Below are 19,440 nucleotides of genomic sequence, written 5' to 3'. Positions count from 1 at the left end.
GAGTTGTGATTGTTTCCAAAAATGGTAAAACGATGTATGAAAAAGTACATTTCTGGTATTATCCTTGTAGGAAATTTGTATCTTGAATCCAACTAAAACGAATAAAATCTAACCAATTGGAATTCAATACAAAAAAAATACTCAAATATTTCTCTCTTACGCTTTTATCAATAATTTTATTGCTGACCATTGCAATTTTTAGTTTACAGTTTCCTGCTGTACAAAATTTTGTAAAAAATAAATTAGTTAATTACCTCGAAAATAAAATACATACAAAAGTTCAATTAGATCGTATTTATATCGATTTTCCAAACAGTTTGGTCATGGAAAATCTTTTTTTACAAGGACAAGATGTCGACACACTTTTATCGGTCAAAAAATTTGACGTTGGTTTAGATATTTGGCAATTGACCAAAAGTAAAGCCGATATAAAATCTATTGATTTAAATGGTGTTCACGCGAATGTTATTCGTAAACCAGATGGAAAATTCAATTTCAATTATATTATCAATGCTTTTGCAACAGACGAAAAAGACGAAAGTCCTTCAAAGCCATTTATCATTTCGTTAGATAAAATAAAACTGAATGATATTAATGTTTCCTTCAATGATCAGCAAGCGGCAAATAACATCAAAGTTTATCTAAATTCATTTGATACGCGTGTCAAAAAATTCGATTTAGAGCAAAATTCGTATGGAATTGGCGATTTCAATTTGGATGGTTTAAAACTAAAATTGAAACAAGATATTGTAAAAGAAGTTGCGAAAAAAGTAGAAGAAAAAGTAGATTCTTTGAATGATCAAAAGCCAATGAAAATTGAATTGAACGGAATTAATTTAACCAATTTTGAAGTAGATTATGGTGATGATATTTCTGGAATGTTTGCTAAAGTCAAATTCAAAGATTTCAAAACGCGTGTTAAAAAACTTGATTTACAACAAAATTCTTATGCGGTTGATGATATTTTAGTGAATGGTTTGTTGGTTGATTTTGATCAAAAAATGGTTAATAAAATCAAAGAAAATAATGTTGATAAAATTGATCCAAAATCTAAGCAAAACCCTCTTCAAATTGCATTAAACAAAATTAATTTGAATGATATAAAAGTCAATTATGGTGATGAAAACTCTAAGACTTTTGCCAAAATTAACTTAAACGAATTCGAAACGTAAATCAATAAACTTGATCTTGAAAATTCAATTTTCGACATCGAAAATATTTTGTTGAAAGACGCTGATATCGAAGCGAATTTATTCCTTTCTTCGAACAATTCTACTTCCACTTCATCTACTTCTTCAACCCCAATGAATTTGGTTTTGAACGAAACGAAATTTGAAAATGTAAAAGTAAAATACAACAATACTGCAGAACGTCGAACAGCACAAGGAATGGATTTTAATCATTTGGATTTTTCTAAATTAAATCTTGATTTGCGCGATTTCGAAATGAAAAATAGCACATTTGCTGGACAAGTAAAAAGTGCAGAAATAAAGGAATCAAGAGGTTTGAATATTCAGAAATTGACAACAAATTTCTTGTACGCAGATACACAAGCGTATCTGAAAAACCTTTATTTACAAACACCAAGAACTATTCTTCGTGACGAAGTTATTTTGCACTACAATACAATTAATGAGTTAACTTCTCATCCAGAAAATGTTCTAGTCAATGCGAATATCAAAAACTCAAAAATTGGTTTTGCAGATATTCTAAATCTTGCACCAACGCTTAGAAATACAATGCCTTTCGATAAATATCCAAACGCCATTCTAAGTGTTAACACCAATGTAAAAGGAAAAGTAAACGATTTATTGATTAATAATTTACAAGTTTCTGGTTTAGATGATTTGCAACTTTCGGCTTCTGGAAGAGTGAAAAATGCGATGAATCCGAAGAATTTATTTTATGATTTAAACATCAAAAACTTTTCGACATCATCAAAAACGATTTATAATTTAGTTCCGAAAAATACTATTCCAAATAACATTAGAATTCCTTCAAAGCTTTCTGTCAAAGGAAAAGCGAAAGGAACAACCGAAATTATCAATACACAATTGGCAATAAATTCTACGTTGGGAAATGCTAAAATTGATGCAATTGTGAACATGCTGAGAAAGGATGCTGAGAAATATAATGTCAAAGCAGATCTACAAAATTTGGATATTGGAACACTTGTTAGCAACAAGGATTTAGGTAAAATAACAGGAAAAATTAATGCTGTTGGAACAAGTTTCAATCCAGAAAAAATGGTTACAAAACTTTCGGGAACCGTTTCATCCGCTTATTACAATAAATATACTTATCAAAATATTGCGCTCGACGCAAAAGTGAATCGTGGTGCGTTTGATGCGCATGTTTTCTCAAAAGATCCAAATGCGAATCTTAATTTAACTGCTTCTGGTGTGTACAAAAAGGATTTATCAGATGTAAAATTGAACGGAAATATTGTCAAATTAGATGTTCAAAAGCTTGGTTTTTACAATGAACCAATGATTGTTGCAGGAGAAATTGATGCCAATTTTGCTGATTTAAACCCAGATTATTTAAATGGTTCTTTATACCTGAAAAACTTTGCATTATCCAATACAAAAGATGTTTTTCCAATGCAAGAAGTGAGCTTGATTGCGACTTCAACTGCTGATTCGAATCAAATTAGTTTGACTTCACAATTGGCCGATTTGGATATGAAGGGAAAGTTTAAATTGACGCAAATTTTCGGTTCATTAACTTCAACAATTAACCAATATTATGAATTTCAGAAACCAAATAAAGACGAAAAAATAGAACCTCATCAATTCTTTACTTTGAATGCAAAAATTAAAGATGATGAGTTGATTCGAAGATTTGTTCCAGATTTGAAAAACTTCGAAACCATAACATTTGATGCAACTTATAATGCAGATTCAAAACAGATTAATGTAGATGGAAAAATTCCGAATTTAACGTACGGAACAAATACAATTAACAACGGAATTTTAAAACTATCCAACCAAAATGAAGCCTTGTTGTATTCGTTGAATGTGGATGCGTTAAAAAGCGAAAGTTTTCAATTACAAAAAATTGATTTGAATGGTGATATTACAAATAATGTCATCAATTATAACGTTTCGACAAAGGATGTGAAAGATGCGACGCAATTTTTGGTGGCTGGAAATCTAAAAACGCTAAACGATATCGCGGAAATTAGTCTTAATCCGAATGGATTGGTCTTAAACTACGATCAATGGCAAGTTGGTGAAGGAAATTTAATTCAGTTGAGAAAAGATGGAATTGTGGCGAATAATTTCAGTTTGATGAACAATGGAAGTCAAATTTTATTACAATCTGAATCGGAAAAAGGAACAAGTCCGCTGAATATTACCATCAAAGATTTCAAAATTGAAACCATTGCAGAAATCATTAAAAAAGATGATTTACCTGCCGAAGGAATAATCAATGGAACAGCTCAAATTAGAGATTTAAACAAAGAAATGACCTTCAATGCTGATTTGACCGTTTCAGATTTAAAAGCTTTCGGAAATCCTATTGGAAATATTATAGCAAAAGTACAAAACACTTCTCCAACCATGATTAACGCTGATATTACCTTAGATGGAAACAGCAACAACATGAAGATTTTTGGAGATTATAATACCAAAGAAAGTGCGTTTGATTTAGCTTTAGATATCAATCGATTAGAAATGAAATCAGTGCAAGGATTTACAATGAATCGAATCAAAGATACAGAAGGTTATATTTCTGGAAATCTAAAAATCGTTGGAACAATGGATAAACCGAGCATTTTAGGTCAGGTGAAATTTAATCAAGTAGGTTTAACGATTGCTGAAACAGGAAGTAATTTCAGAAAAATTGATGACGCGATTGATTTCACGAACAAAGGAATTGAGTTCAATCGATTCAAAATTAATGACAATGATGGTAATTCATTAACGATAAGAGGAGAAATTTTAACGGAAACGTATCGTGACTTCGCCTTCAATTTAACAGCAAATGGACGAGATTTCAATGTCGTAAATTCAGAAAAATCGAACGACGCCATCATGTACGGAAAGTTAGCTGTTAATGCAAACTTAACGATAAAAGGTGACTTAGATTTACCGAAAGTAAACGGAAGCTTAACCGTGACTGATGATACGAATTTCACATTTGTTTTACCACAATCTTCACCTTCTTTACAAGAGCGCGAAGGAATTGTCGAATTTATCGATCAAGATCAAGTGGCGCTTCAAGAAACGATTAAAACAGATGAATTAATAGCCGAATCTAAAATAAAAGGGTTAGATGTAAGTGTCAATATTGAAATTAGTAAAGAAGCTAAAACATCTATTATCATCGACAAAGCAAACGGAGATTTTGTTGAAATACAAGGTGAAGCAGAATTAACAGGCGGAATGGATCCTTCAGGAAAAATGACGTTGGTTGGCGTTTATCAAGTAGAAAAAGGTGCGTACGAACTTTCGGTAAGCTTGTTAAAACGTCGTTTTGATATTCAAAAAGGAAGTACCATTACATGGACTGGTGAGCCAACTACAGCCAATTTAGACATTACGGCGATATACAAAACAAAAGTTGCTCCCATTGATTTAATCGAACAACAAATTTCGGGCTATTCTTCTTCTGAAATGAACATGTACAAACAACGAATTCCGTTCAATACCGAGTTAATTTTGAAAGGTGAACTATTAAAGCCTGATATTAAATTCAATATTTCAATGGATAAAGACAATCCGTCCATTGCAACTGCGGTGATAGAAAATACACAATCGAAATTGGATCAGTTGAAAAATGATGAAGCCGAAATGAACAAACAAGTTTTTGCGCTATTATTATTGAATCGTTTTATTGGCGAGAATCCGTTCGAAAGTAAAACAAGTGTATCTGCAGAAACAATGGCGTTACAAAGTGTGAGTAATATTCTATCTCAGCAATTGAATAATTTAGCGGATGATTTAATCCAAGGAATTGACATCGATTTGGGATTAGATACGCAAGACGATTATTCTTCAGGATCTAAAAACACACGTACTGATCTGAATGTTGCCGTGAGCAAACGATTACTAAACGACCGATTGAAAGTTTCGGTTGGAAGTAATTTTGGATTAGATGGTGATGCACGAGAAAATGAAAACATGACTAATATTGCGGGTGATATCACAATTGATTATAGCTTATCTCGTGATGGTCGATACATGTTGAGAGCTTATCGAAAAGATGAATACCAAGTTGCATTACAAGGACAAATTGTAGAAACAGGTGTTGGATTTATCATCACATTAGATTACGATAAATTCAAAGAAATTTTCGAGAAAAGAAGAAAAAATAGAACGAACAGAGCAAATAGAAATACACAAAATCAAGAAGTGAAACCATGAAAAAATCAGTTTTAACCTATATCAAATTTATAACTTGTTCAATTTCTATTTTAGGTATTTCTTCTTGTAGCAATACACGTTTTCTGAAAGAAGGTGAAATGCTTTACACGGGCTCTAAATTAACAATAGAAGGCGACTCGTTAAGCAAAGCCGACAAAGCTGAACTAAAAGATAATCTCGAAAAAAATATCATTCCAAAACCTAATTCAAGTTTTTTTGGACTTCGTCCGCGTTTGTACATTTACAACATCACCAGCGAACCTAAAAAGCAAAAAGGACTGAAATATTGGTTAAAATATAAAGTGGGTGAAAAACCTGTTTTATTGGGAGATGTAGACATCGAATTCAATAAAAAAATTCTGGTCAATTATTCAGAAAACAAAGGATTTTTCAATGCCAAAGCACAAGATGATACAATAAGTAAAAACAAAAAAGCAGAAGTACATTATGTTTTAAAACCACATAAACGTTATTACATCAACCAAATTAATTTCCCAAAAGACACCACTTTAGCGGTCAACAAAGAAATTAAAAAAACACAAGCTAACACTTTACTAAAAGATAAACAGCCTTTTGATTTAGATGTTATAAAAGCCGAACGAGAACGAATAGATGCGCGACTAAAAGAAAATGGATTCTATTATTTTCATCCCGATAACATTATTGTACAAGCGGATAGTACGGTTACCAATAAGCAAGATGTCGAACTTTTTGTAAAATTAAAAGATAAGACACCAGAGCAAGCCAAACAACAGTATAGTATAGATAAAGTAATTGTTTTTCCTGATTATAACATTCGTGATGCTCGAAAAGGAATCTACAATATGCCCATGAACAACGACTCCTTAGCGAAATATGAGCAAAATGGATTTTACATGGTCGATTCTAAAAACAGTTTCAAACCAAAAGTTTTTGACCGTGCGTTATATTTTAAAACGGGAGATATTTACAACCGAGCAGATCATAATTTAACCCTAAATCGATTAATTAATTTGGGTGTATTCAAATTTGTGAAAAATGATTTCGTGATCTCTGATTCTATTAATAATAAATTTGATGTGTATTATACCTTAACACCACGCGAATTCCAATCATTGAGATTAGAAGTTTTAGGACGAACAAATTCGGCGAATTACGGCGGTGGTGAATTAAACTTGAACTGGACTCATCGAAATATATTTAAAGGAGCAGAACAGCTTAAAATGGCTTTATATGGTGCTTTTGATATGCAATTAGGAGGGCAAAAAGATGCCAACAACATTTTTAGAGCTGGTTTTAATACGCAACTTTCGATTCCAAGAATTGTAGCACCTTTCAAATTTCATTCATCGAGTGCATTTGTACCAAGAACAAATATTGAAATTGGATACGAATATCAAAACAGATCAAAATTATATACCTTACATAATTTCAATACGTCATTTGGATATGTTTGGAAAGAAAATGCTCAAAAAGAACACAATTTAAAAGTTTTTAGTGCGACTTTATTGTTTCCAGAAAAAGTAACAGACGAATACAATAGCAAGATTTACGATTCAATTGGAAATATCATCAACCCAAGTTTAAAACGTGTAGTGGACAAACAATTAATCTTTGGACCACAATATTCATACACGTATACAACCACGATGTTACCACGAAAAAGCACATTTTACTACCGTGGATCTGTCGATTTAGCGGGAAATTTAACTGGTTTGATTACAGGTGCAAATGTAAAAAAAGACAAGGAAAAAAAGATTTTCAAAATTCCATTTAGTCAATACGCAAAAATGGAACACGACTTCCGTTTTTATCATAAATTTTCAGATAAATCATCAATTGCCACACGATTTATTGGTGGCATCGCTTATTCGTACGGAAATTCAGAATTTGTTCCCTACTCGAAACAATTCTTTGTCGGAGGAAGCAACAGTATTCGTGCATTTAGAGCGCGAACATTAGGACCAGGAAGTTATGATCCACGCAATCAAAATGCCAATTTCTTTTATGATCAATCGGGTGATATTAAATTAGAAGTAAATGCAGAATTTAGACAAAAGTTATTCAGTTTTCTTAATCTCGCCTTGTTTGTTGATGCTGGAAACATTTGGTTAATCAACGAAGATGAAACACGTCCTGGTGCAAAATTCTCAAAAGATTTTATGAACGAAATAGCCGTTGGAGCTGGTTTAGGATTACGTCTTGATTTTAATATTTTAGTATTAAGATTAGATTTAGCAACACCGCTTCGAGTGCCTTATTACGAAAAGAATGACCGTTGGACTTTTGATAAAATAGATTTTGGAGACAAAGCATGGCGAAAAGATAATTTAATTTTGAATATTGCCATTGGATATCCGTTCTAAGCAAAGCGTAAAGCAAAAATAAAAAAAATGAGCGTCACAATGGACGCTCATTTTTTTTATTTAATCATATATTTATTTCAAATCAAAACGATCTGCGTTCATTACTTTATTCCAAGCAGCAACGAAATCGTTGATAAATTTATCTTGAGCATCTTCTTGAGCATACACCTCAGCTACAGCTCTTAATTCAGAATTTGATCCGAATACTAAGTCTGCACGAGTTCCTGTCCATTTAGGTGCTCCTGTTTTACGATCAGATCCCATGTAGATTTCTTTCGTTTCATCAGTCGCTTTCCAAACAGTACCCATATCCAATAAATTCACAAAGAAATCATTTGTCAATTCACCTGGACGATCTGTAAAAACACCATGTTTAGAACCGTCATAATTTGCATTCATTGCACGCATTCCACCAACTAAAACAGTTAATTCTGGTGCAGTCAAGGTCAACAATTGTGCTTTATCAATCACCAATTCTTCTGTCGAAACAGATTTTCTTGTATTTTTTCGGTAATTTCTCACACCATCTGCAAGTGGTTCTAAATATGCTACAGATTCTACTTCGGTTTGTTCTTGAGTTGCATCTCCGCGACCAGCTGTAAACGGAACAGTAATTGTTTTTCCTGCGTCTTTTGCTGCTTTTTCAATCGCTGCATTTCCTCCTAAGACAATTAAATCCGCAATCGAAACTTGTTTTGAAGAATTCGCTGAATTAAATTCTTGTTGAATATTTTCTAAAACTGTTAAGACTTTATTCAATTGAATTGGATTATTCCCTTCCCAATTTTTCATTGGTTCCAAACGAATACGCGCACCATTTGCTCCTCCACGTTTATCCGATCCACGGAAAGACGAAGCCGAAGCCCAAGCTGTAGAAACTAATTCTGAAACAGATAATCCTGAAGCTAAAATTTTAGATTTCAAATCAGCGATATCAACCTCATCAATTAATTCATGTGTAACAGCTGGAATTGGATCTTGCCAAGTGAACACTTCTTTCGGAACATCTGCACCTAAATAACGAGAAAGTGGTCCCATATCACGGTGTGTCAACTTGAACCATGCCTTACGGAAAGCATCTTCAAATTCTTCTGGATGTTGCAAGAAACGACGTCCAATTTTTTCGTAAGCTGGATCTGTACGTAACGCAATATCAGAAGTCAACATCGTTGGTCTTATTTTTTTTGAAGAATCATGTGCATGTGGAATAATTTCGCCTACATCTTTTGCTACCCATTGATGAGCACCTGCAGGAGATTTCGTTAATTCCCATTCAAAACCGAACAAATAGCTTAAGAATAAATTCGACCATTCTGTTGGTTTACTTGTCCAAGTTACTTCAAGACCAGATGTAATGGTATCACCTGCATTTCCTGTCCCGTACAAGTTTTTCCAACCTAATCCTTGCATTTCCAAACCTGCAGCTTCTGGCTCTGGTCCAACATGATCTGCAGAAGCAGCACCATGTGTTTTTCCGAATGTATGCCCACCAGCAATTAAAGCCAATGTTTCTTCATCATTCATTGCCATACGCGCAAACGTATCACGAATATCGCGTGCAGAAGCTAATGGATCTGGATTACCATCTGGTCCTTCTGGATTCACGTAAATTAATCCCATTTGTACAGCAGCCAAAGGATTTTCTAAATCGCGATCACCAGAATAACGGCTATTTGCACCACCACTCTCTTCTAACCAAATTTTTTCAGAACCCCAATATACATCCATATTCGGCTCCCAAACATCAGCACGACCTCCAGCAAAACCTAACGTTTTGAATCCCATCGACTCTAATGCTACATTTCCTGTTAAGATAATTAAATCTGCCCACGAAATTTTATTACCATATTTTTGTTTGATTGGCCAAATTAAACGACGCGCTTTGTCCAGCGAAACGTTGTCTGGCCATGAGTTAAGCGGCGCAAAACGTTGTTGTCCTTCACCTGCTCCACCACGACCATCTTGCACACGGTATGTACCTGCACTATGCCACGCCATACGAATGAAAAATGGACCATAATGTCCAAAATCTGCTGGCCACCAATCTTGAGAATCAGTCATCAAAGCTTTTAAATCAGCTTTAACCGCTTCTAAATCTAATTTTTTAAATTCTTCTGCATAATTAAAATCTTCCCCCATTGGGTTCGATTTGTTTGAATGTTGACGTAAAATATCAACTTTTAATTGATTTGGCCACCAATGTTGATTTTGTGTTCCTTCTCCTGCAACTGGTTTTGACATTGTACCATTGTGAAAAGGGCATTTTGAAATATCACCTCCTTGATTCTCCATGAATACTTTTTTTTTATGTTTAATACTTTTGTTTTGTAAATATCATAAATATAGCAATTTGTCTTATCAATTAAAAATCAAATTGTTTTATCAATCAATCAATTTATTTTATATAGAATGTAAATTAAATAGTTATTAATTATATTATAAAAATTGATTCGTTTATTTTTAATGAGTAAAGAGATTTCGAGAATCCTCTAGCTTTTAAGTTTATATCTGTATCAAGATAAAACTACATTTCACATAATATCAATGCATAGAAATTTTCAATCTTAACTTCAATATATCTTAACATCGTAAAATTATTATAGTCAAAAAAATGTTTATACATTTGTAACAATGAAATTTATAATTCTCATAATTGCATTATATGTTAATGTTCTATCATTTGTGCCATGTCAAGACACAAATACTAATAGAACGCAAGTTTCTATGGTGCATAGTGAGAAAGATAATTCAGATCATAAAGATCAATGTAGTCCTTTGTGCGTTTGTAATTGTTGTCAAATTACAATTTCATCAATGAAATTTACACGATTACTAAAAACTCCTAAAGTTTTTGAACCAAATACTTCCAAGAAAATACAATTCAAAAAGAATACAATTCAAAACCAATTGTATGCCGATATCTGGCAACCTCCTAAAATAAATATTGCTTAACGAGACGATTTCTTTTTTCGTCTACACATTGATTTCAATTGATATAAAATTGAAGTCAACACTTTTCTGTGCTCATTTATTTTGATAATAAGTGGGTAATGTTAATACAATTAATCAAATTATCTGTGTTAGATAAAATCATAAAATTTAGTATCCAAAACAAAATTGTTATTGGAATTATGACTGTATTGTGGATTATCTGGGGCGTATGGAGCGCAACAAAATTGCCAATAGATGCGGTACCCGATATTACCAACAATCAAGTCCAAATTATTACGGTCAGCCCTACTCTAGCTGGTCAAGAAGTAGAACAATTGGTCACTTTTCCAATTGAGCAAAGTATTGCGAATATTCCTGATATCGAAGAAACAAGAAGTATTTCTCGTTTTGGTTTATCTGTGATTACGGTAGTGTTTAAAGAAGATGTAGATATTTATTTTGCGCGTCAATTAGTCAACGAAAAATTAAAAGAAGCACAAGAAGACATTCCGCAAGGTGTTGGTATTCCTGAATTATCACCTGTGAGTACTGGTCTTGGCGAAGTCTATCAATATATTTTACATCCTAAAAAAGGAAGTGAAAAAAAATACAATTCAAAACAATTGCGCGAAATGCAAGATTGGATTGTTCGCAGACAATTAAACGGAACACCAGGTGTTGCTGAGATCAATAGTTTTGGTGGAGAATTAAAAGAATACGAAGTTGCTTTAGATCCGAATAGGTTACGCGCAATGGGAATTAGTGTATCAGATATTTTTGATGCCTTAGAAAAAAATAATCAAAACACAGGAGGAGCTTACATCGATAAGAAGCCAAATGCTTACTTTATTCGAGGAATTGGTATGGTAACTTCTCTAGATGATGTAAAATTAATTCCTGTAAAAAATGCGACGGGAACTGTTCCTATTTTTATAAAAGATGTAGCTGATGTAAGGCTAGGACATGCCATACGATATGGAGCAATGACCTACAATGGTGAAGTAGATGCGGTTGGTGGTGTTGTAATGATGTTAAAAGGAGCCAATTCGAACGAAGTGGTTAACCTAATTAAAGAAAAAATACCTACAATTCAAAAATCATTACCAGATGATATCGTCATCGAACCTTTCCTTGATCGAACGAATTTAGTCAATCGTGCAATTAAAACAGTAGAAAAAAATCTGATCGAAGGTGCTTTGATTGTCATTTTTGTATTGGTTATTTTTCTTGGTAACCTAAGAGCTGGTTTAATCGTTGCTTCAGCAATTCCGTTATCCTTATTATTTGCATTAGGAATGATGAATATTTTTGGTGTAAGTGCGAATTTAATGAGTTTAGGAGCGATTGATTTTGGATTGATAGTCGATGGAGCCGTTATTATTGTAGAAGCGACTTTACATCATCTTGGACTTAGAAAATCAACGCATCGATTAACCCAAAAAGAAATGGATGAAGAGGTTTTTCTTTCAGCTTCAAAAATTAGAAATTCAGCCGCTTTCGGGGAAATTATCATACTTATTGTCTACATTCCTATTCTTACATTGGTTGGTGTAGAAGGAAAAATGTTTACACCAATGGCTAAAACAGTTGGTTTTGCAATTCTAGGTGCATTGATTCTTTCGTTAACGTACATCCCAATGATGAGTGCTTTATTTTTATCAAAAAAGCCTACTCTCAAAGCTTCTTTTTCAGATAAAATGATGGTGAAAATCCATAAAGTTTATGAACCATTATTAGAAAAAGCAATCCGAATCAAATATTGGTTAGTTGGTATTACTGTTGTAATTTTTGCAGTATCAATTATTCAATTCAGGAATATGGGAGGAGAATTTATTCCACAATTACAAGAAGGTGATTTTGCTTTTCACTGTATTTTACCACAAGGAAGTTCCTTAACCCAAAGTTTAGAAACATCCATGCAAGCTTCTCGTATTTTAAAAGAATTTGATGAAGTTAAAATGGTCGTTGGCAAAACAGGTTCTGCTGAGGTTCCCACAGATCCTATGCCTCCTGAAGCAACAGATATGATTATCGTTCTAAAACCAAAGGACGAATGGAAAAGAAAAATTTCTTATGAAGAATTAGGTGATGAAATGATGGAAAAACTAGAGGTTATTCCTGGAGTTTTCTTTGAAAAAAATCAACCAATTCAAATGCGTTTTAATGAGTTGATGACAGGAATTCGACAAGATGTAGCAGTCAAAATTTTTGGCGAGAATTTAGATTCTCTCTCTTATTATGCAGATAAAACCTCAAAAGCAATTCAATCTGTTGAAGGTGTTACAGCACCCCAAGTAGAACGCGTAAGTGGTTTACCTCAGATTAATGTTGAATATGACCGAATCCGAATGGCAAATTACGGATTGAATATTCAAGAGGTGAATGATATGTTAAGTACAGCTTTTGCAGGAAAAACAGCAGGTCAAGTTTTTGAGAACGAAAGACGCTTTGATTTAGTTGTTCGTTTGGATAGTGTGCATCGAAAAAGCATAGATGACATTAACAATTTAATGATTCCGACAAATTCTGGCAATCAAATCCCGTTATCTCAAGTTGCCAATGTAAGTTATAAATTGGGTGCTTCACAAATTAGTCGCGAAGAAGGAAAACGAAGAATTGTAATTGGTTTCAACGTAAAAGATCGCGACGTAGAATCGGTTGTAAAAGATATTCAGACAAAATTAGACAAAGAAATCAAATTGCCTTCAGGCTATTATTTCACCTATGGAGGGCAGTTCGAAAATCTACAAGCAGCTAGTCAACGTTTAATGATTGCAGTACCAATCTCCTTATTATTAATTTTTATGTTGTTGTATTTTACATTTCATTCATTCAAACAAGCTGCATTAATTTTTACAGCAATTCCAATGAGTGCAATCGGAGGTATTTTTGCATTAATTATTCGCGATATGCCATTTAGTATTAGTGCCGGAATTGGTTTTATTGCATTATTTGGTGTCGCTGTTTTAAACGGAATTGTTTTAATTGGAACATTCAACCAATTAGAAAAAGAAGGGGAGAAAAACATTCTAAAACGAATAATGGAAGGAACCAATATCCGATTACGACCAGTATTAATGACAGCGACAGTTGCATCGTTAGGATTTTTACCAATGGCAATTTCCACAGGCGCAGGTGCCGAGGTTCAAAAACCTTTAGCAACAGTTGTCATTGGAGGATTAATCACAGCTACTTTTTTAACCTTATTTGTATTACCAATGTTATATTTAATATTCAATTCAAAACTTTCGAAAATAAAATTGAATTCAAAAAATACACTTCCATTTCTTGTAATCGGAATGTTTTTAATGGGACAATCTATTCAAGCGCAAACTCGTTCAATTAATATTCAAGAAGCACAACAAATTGCAATTGAAAATAATCCATTAATCAAAGCAAATGAACGAAGTATTTCATCAAGTGAAGCTTTAAAAGGAACCGCAAATGAATTACCAAAATTAAATGTGGAAGCACAACTTGGGCAATATGCGAGTCCAAAATTTGATTATGGTTTATCCATTTCTCAAAGTATTCCATTTCCAACGATTTTTAAACATCGAAAGGCAGTTTTAGAATCAGAAGTAAATAGCAAGAAGATACAAAAAGAAGTAACAACAAACGAATTGTTGAAACAAGTGAGAACCTATTTCTATCAGATCGAATATTTAGAATATAACCATAATCAACTCGAACAATTAAATAAACTTTATGTAGAATTTATTCGAATTGCTTCGGTTCGATTTAATGCAGGTGATATTAAGAAAATAGAAATAAATACGGCAGAAACACAACAAGGAGAAATCAATTTGTTGCTGAAACAAAACAAAGTGTATTTAGCAAATGCGTACAAAAATCTTAACGTATTATTGAATACCGAAGAAGATTTTACAATTACCAAAGAGACGAATTATATTCCATTAAAATTGAGTGGAATTTTAGACGGTTCTACAATTGAGCATCATCCTACTCTAAAAGCTTTTTACCAACAGATGGAAATTACAGAACGAAACAAAGATGTCTTAAAAGCCGAAGGTTTACCAGAATTCTCACTTGGTGTAAACAGTTTATCGATGATTGGAATGCACGAAAAAAATGGAGTTGAAAGGTATTACAATGGTCTTGATCGTTTTACTTCAGTAAACCTTGGTGTAGCAATTCCCTTAACGTTTGGTGCTACAAAGGCAAAAATCAAAGCATTGGAATATGATAAACAAGCCATTCAAGAAACAGCCAATTTTCAAAAACAACAGCTAAAGATTCAACTTGATAATTCGATTAATCAATATCAGCAAGATTGGGAACAATATGAATATTACGTAAACCAAGCCATTCCAAATGCAGAAAAAATTGTAAAGGCAGCTCAATTGGGTTACAAAACTGGTGAAATCTCGTATGTCGAATATCTTTTTGCATTGCAAACCGCAACGGATATTCAATTAAAATATCTTGAATCGATACAACAAGTCAATCAAACTGTTGTCAATATTAATTCTATCATCAATCAATAAAATGAAAACAATAAAGATTATTATCTATAGCGTGTTAGCCATATTATTTCTAAGTAATTGTACCAAAGAAACAAAAACGGCACAACCTACAGAAGAAAAAGAAGCTGAGCACGAAGAAGCTCCACAAACAATTGCTACGCTAACAGAAGAACAAATGAAGGCTGTTGGTGTAAAACTGGGAACAATTGAAGTAAAGGAGTTAACAGCTATGATTAAAGCAAATGGAATTTTAAACGTTCCGAATAGCAATATGGCAAGTGTTGCATCCATGTTTGGTGGAGTAATACAAACCTTACCCATTCAGGAAGGTTCATATGTCAAAAAAGGACAAGTAATTGCGACAATTTCAAATCCAGAATTTATTCTAACACAAGAGCAATATTTAACTGTTTTGAGTCGAATTACCTATGCAGAGCAAGAATTTAGACGACAAAAAGAATTGTTTGATAACGATGCTGGTGCAAAAAAGAATCTTCAGAACTCTTCTGCTGAATTGAAAACATTACGTTCTCAAAAAGCATCTTTGTCTCGTCAACTGCAAATGATGGGAATTAATCCTTCTAAAGTAAGCAATGCAAATTTGAAAAATGGAATGGTAATTACAGCACCAATTAGTGGAACAGTAAGTAAAATTATTGCGCAAATAGGGAGTTATGTAGATGTCTCGTCTCCTGTCGCTGAAATCATTGATAACAGTTCTATTCACTTAGATTTACAAGTTTTCGAGAAAGATTTACCTAAAATGAAAGTTGGTCAAGTTATTCAATTTGAATTAACAAATAATCCAGGAAACAGTTACGAAGCAGTCGTTTACAGCATTGGTTCTTCTTTCGAAAATGAAAGTAAAACCATAGCAGTACATAGCAAAGTACGAGGAAATAAAAGTGGATTAATAAATGGAATGAATATTACAGGAGCCGTAAGCTTAAGTAATTCCTCTACACCTGCTGTTCCGAATGAAGCAATTGTAGAAGCAGATGGTAAATTTTACATCTTTGTCAAAACAAACAAAAAAGTAGAAGAGCATACAGACGAAGAAAGTAAAGATCCGAACGAAAAGAACAAAGAACATAAAAATGAAAAATCGATAAACTTTGAAAAAATCGAAGTTGTAAAAGGTTCTTCAGATATGGGTTACACAGCTATTACAACCGTAAATGAAGTTGATCCAAACGCGCAAATTGTTGTAAAAGGATCCTTCTTTGTGAATGCTAAATTAAGTAATTCCGGAGATCACGGACACTAAAACAATTCAAATAAATTGAGTTGTTCCCCTAACTAACTTCCAATAAAAAGTCCGATAAACAATATGTTTATTGGACTTTTTAGTAGTTGTAATAAATAAGTAACTATTTAATTCGTAATTCAAAAATCTCAAATACTTTTTAATAATTCGTTATCATCGTCTAATTCTTCGATACAACGTTTTACAAACGTCACTCAGACTGACGATACTGAGAAGCTGAAATAAATTCAACTTGACGAATCGTTGTCATTTAAAAAAATATTTGAAATAAAGAATTTGAGATTAAGAGGAGGAGCCACGGTGTGGCTCAGGTGATACTTATTTCTTACTTTCATTTTTTTATTCATAGCTTATCTATTTTAATTATCGGTATTCATATACCCTTCGGGGAAGCTCATCCAAAAAACATTTGAAATTAAAAATTTGATATTAAGAGGAGGAGCCATGGTATGGCTCAGGTAATTCAACTAACTAAATTATCTCCATAAAGTTGGCAACTCGCTCCACTCAGACACTCCAACTTTTTTTATTCCAATGATTTAGAGTTAAATTGCATTTCGATTCTAAATCGTCGCATTTTTCTAATCCTTTTTTCTAATTCAGATTCGTTATCACTTTTATCAACGGATTTTAGAGTCGACTAACGATTTGCAGACGAGCTTCAATCCATTGAAACAAGCGTAAAAAAGAATACCTTTTTAAGTTTCATTCAAACATTTTCTTAACGTGTGTGTTTTAATACCGTTTTCGTCATTCTTTTCCAATATTCAAATTCGCTTTTAGTATGGTCACTGAGGTTTTAGAAGGAAAAAATCAAACATGCGAAGGGAATAGATCGTAAAAATGTGGCTTCGTGAACCTCAGCCACCAAGAAAAACCTGTTCCTAGGCTCTCGAAGGGAAAAGATCAAACTATCAAGAAGAAAAGGTTTTCAGTATGGTTAAAATTTAGTTTATATCCATTTGTTATACGTCTTAATTAAAATTCGTCAGTTCGAGTGATTTTTCGAAATAATAATGAAGAAAAATTGTATCGAGAATAGAATTTTATCTTCAAAAAATTCAGCCACCAAAAGATCGTTCCCTGAGTTCTAAAAAGGAAAATATCGTAAAAGTGTGACTTCGAGAACCTCAGCCACAAAGAAATAATCGTACCCTAAAAGGTATAATACTTACGTTTAAATAAATATTATACCTTTTTGGGTATAAAATAAAAATTATGACTATATTTATACCTCAAAGGGTATAATATGAATCAATCAATTGCAGAATTTATCAAACAAAAAAGAAAAAGATTAAAACTTACACAACCTGAATTGGCTGAGAGAGCTGGAGTTGGTTTAAGATTTATTCGTGAACTAGAACAAGGAAAACCTTCTGTAAGGTTAGATAAAGTTAATCAAGTTTTAGCTTTATTTGGTTCTGAAGTTGGTGTAATTGATAAAATTGAGCAATGAGAAAAGGTTTAGTCTATTATAAAAATCAATTTGCAGGAACAATTTCTGAAAATGAAAATGGTTATATTTTTAAATACGATCAAGAATATTTGAATAATTTGGAATCGAAACCAATTAGTTTAACGCTTCCAAAACAACAAGATTCTTATGAAAGTAAAATTTTATTTCCTTTTTTTGATGGATTAATACCAGAAGGTTGGCTTTTGAATATTGCAGTAAAAAATTGGAAATTAAATTCTAAAGATCGTTTTGGTTTATTATTAACCCTTTGCAAAGATTGTATTGGAGCTGTTTCTATCATTTCAAATAATGAAGAATTATGATAAAATGCCTTAGTTGTTACAAAGAATTAGCAGAAAATGAAATTGATTTTCATTCTAAATGTTCTAAAAAAATATTTGGTTCAATAAATCCTCCTTCAATTGATTTTGACAGCAAACAATTAGAAGAATTAGCAAAAGAGTTGATTGTAAAAAGTGTTGCAGTTACAGGTGTACAGCCAAAATTATCTTTAAATCTTATAAGCGATATAAATAAACAATCGAGATTTACAATTGTGGATCTTGAAGGAAATTATATTTTAAAACCTGCTTCAAAAGAATATATCGACTTACCCGAAAATGAAGACTTAACCATGCATTTAGCGGAATTGGTAAAAATAAAAACAGCAACACACACACTTATTCGGCTTAAATCAGGTGAATTGGCTTATTTAACAAAGCGATTTGATCGAAAAAATCAAGATAAAATTGCTGTTGAAGACTTTTGTCAATTGACTGAAAATTTAACGGAACATAAATATCGAGGATCAATAGAAAAAATCGGAAAATTAATCTATCAACTAACTAAAAATAGTGGATTTGAAGCTCAAAAATTATTTGAAATTGTTTTATTTAATTACTTGACTGCAAATGCTGATATGCATCTTAAAAACTATTCATTAATCGAAAATGATTTCAATGAATACGAATTATCTCCAGCTTACGATTTATTGAATACACTGTTATTAATTCCCGATGATAAGGAAGAATCTGCATTAACAATTAATGGTAAAAAAAATAGATTAAAAATAGAAGATTTCAATCAGTTAGCGAAAACATTAAAAATACCTAATAAATCAGTAGAATCTATTTACAAAAGATTCATCAAAATTAGACTAAAATGGATCGATTTTGTGGAGATTAGCTTCTTAAATAAAGATACTAAACAAGCGTATATTGAAACATTGAACACTAGATTTAATAAATTGTTTAGTTCTAATAATTAGAGCAAGTATGACTTCAAGAACCTCAGCCACCAAGAAAACACGTTCCATGAGGCACTCGAAGGGAAAAGAGTAAACACTCGAAAGGAAAAGATCGTAAAATGTGACTTCGAAAACCTCAGCCACCAAGAAAACCGTTCCCTGAGCATTCTAAATGCAGTATCTTTCTATAACTTTTTTATTCATAGCTTAATCTATTTTAATTATAGATATTCATTTGAAACAATTAATAACTCATGAATAAAAAATGAATGAATATAGTTTTTCAAAATCCTTTTTCTAATTCAAATTCGTTGTCACTTTTAACAACAAATTTTA

General features: G+C 32.5%; 9 protein-coding genes. 8 read left to right on the top strand and 1 reads right to left on the bottom strand.

From position 1 onward, the window contains the following. The first annotated feature begins 116 nt into the window (after window positions 1-116). The 3 genes from N5D46_RS14780 to N5D46_RS07065 are packed head-to-tail and all read left to right on the top strand — an operon-like array spanning window position 117 to window position 7,717. Window positions 117-1,172: an AsmA family protein gene (locus N5D46_RS14780; protein WP_347881021.1), complete on the top strand. Its 1,056-nt coding sequence runs from the start codon at window positions 117-119 to the stop codon at window positions 1,170-1,172. A 51-nt stretch (window positions 1,173-1,223) separates the two neighbouring features. Beyond that, window positions 1,224-5,372 carry a translocation/assembly module TamB domain-containing protein gene (locus N5D46_RS07070; protein WP_347881020.1) on the top strand — a complete coding sequence of 1,383 codons (4,149 nt, stop codon included), beginning with the start codon at window positions 1,224-1,226 and terminating at the stop codon, window positions 5,370-5,372. Next, window positions 5,369-7,717, top strand: coding sequence for a BamA/TamA family outer membrane protein (locus N5D46_RS07065; RefSeq protein ID WP_280049564.1), 2,349 nt, complete (start codon window positions 5,369-5,371; stop codon window positions 7,715-7,717). The genes N5D46_RS07070 and N5D46_RS07065 overlap by 4 nt, the downstream gene beginning before the upstream one ends. 72 nt (window positions 7,718-7,789) lie before the next feature. Here N5D46_RS07065 and katG read toward each other — a convergent pair whose 3' ends face one another. Then, window positions 7,790-10,009: a catalase/peroxidase HPI gene (gene katG, locus N5D46_RS07060; RefSeq protein WP_280049563.1), complete on the bottom strand. Its 2,220-nt coding sequence runs from the start codon at window positions 10,007-10,009 to the stop codon at window positions 7,790-7,792. Between the two features lie 785 nt (window positions 10,010-10,794). Here katG and N5D46_RS07055 point away from each other — a divergent pair. The 5 genes from N5D46_RS07055 (at window position 10,795) to N5D46_RS07035 (ending at window position 19,125) form a co-directional block, all read left to right on the top strand. Further along, the gene (locus tag N5D46_RS07055; protein WP_280049592.1) at window positions 10,795-15,156 is read left to right on the top strand and encodes a CusA/CzcA family heavy metal efflux RND transporter; all 4,362 of its coding nucleotides are present in this window, start codon (window positions 10,795-10,797) and stop codon (window positions 15,154-15,156) included. A 1-nt stretch (window position 15,157) separates the two neighbouring features. Then, window positions 15,158-16,402, top strand: a complete 1,245-nt coding sequence (locus N5D46_RS07050) for an efflux RND transporter periplasmic adaptor subunit (RefSeq protein ID WP_280049562.1) — start codon at window positions 15,158-15,160, stop codon at window positions 16,400-16,402. Window positions 16,403-17,651: 1,249 nt separating this feature from the next. Further along, a complete protein-coding gene (locus N5D46_RS07045) occupies window positions 17,652-17,858 on the top strand; it encodes a helix-turn-helix transcriptional regulator (RefSeq protein WP_114999434.1) in 207 nt (68 codons plus the stop codon). Then, the gene (locus N5D46_RS07040) at window positions 17,855-18,181 is read left to right on the top strand and encodes a HipA N-terminal domain-containing protein (protein ID WP_221857121.1); all 327 of its coding nucleotides are present in this window, start codon (window positions 17,855-17,857) and stop codon (window positions 18,179-18,181) included. The genes N5D46_RS07045 and N5D46_RS07040 overlap by 4 nt, the downstream gene beginning before the upstream one ends. Further along, window positions 18,178-19,125, top strand: a complete 948-nt coding sequence (locus N5D46_RS07035) for a HipA domain-containing protein (RefSeq protein WP_280049559.1) — start codon at window positions 18,178-18,180, stop codon at window positions 19,123-19,125. Before N5D46_RS07040 ends, N5D46_RS07035 begins: the two co-directional genes overlap by 4 nt. Window positions 19,126-19,440 lie beyond the last annotated feature (315 nt).

The organism is Empedobacter sp. GD03865 (assembly GCF_029840775.1).
In the GTDB taxonomy this organism is placed as follows: Bacteria; Bacteroidota; Bacteroidia; order Flavobacteriales; family Weeksellaceae; genus Empedobacter; species Empedobacter falsenii_B.
The sequence above is the reverse complement of the archived record's forward strand: the minus strand, read 5'-3'. Positions and strand labels throughout refer to the sequence as shown.

Excerpts from the sequence above, each read along its gene's own strand:
- N5D46_RS07065 (WP_280049564.1), top strand. The coding sequence starts at position 5,369 with ATGAAAAAATCAGTTTTAACCTATATCAAATTTATAACTTGTTCAATT.
- katG (WP_280049563.1), bottom strand. The coding sequence starts at position 10,009 with ATGGAGAATCAAGGAGGTGATATTTCAAAATGCCCTTTTCACAATGGT.
- N5D46_RS07050 (WP_280049562.1), top strand. The coding sequence starts at position 15,158 with ATGAAAACAATAAAGATTATTATCTATAGCGTGTTAGCCATATTATTT.
- N5D46_RS07045 (WP_114999434.1), top strand. The coding sequence starts at position 17,652 with ATGAATCAATCAATTGCAGAATTTATCAAACAAAAAAGAAAAAGATTA.
- N5D46_RS07040 (WP_221857121.1), top strand. The coding sequence starts at position 17,855 with ATGAGAAAAGGTTTAGTCTATTATAAAAATCAATTTGCAGGAACAATT.
- N5D46_RS07035 (WP_280049559.1), top strand. The coding sequence starts at position 18,178 with ATGATAAAATGCCTTAGTTGTTACAAAGAATTAGCAGAAAATGAAATT.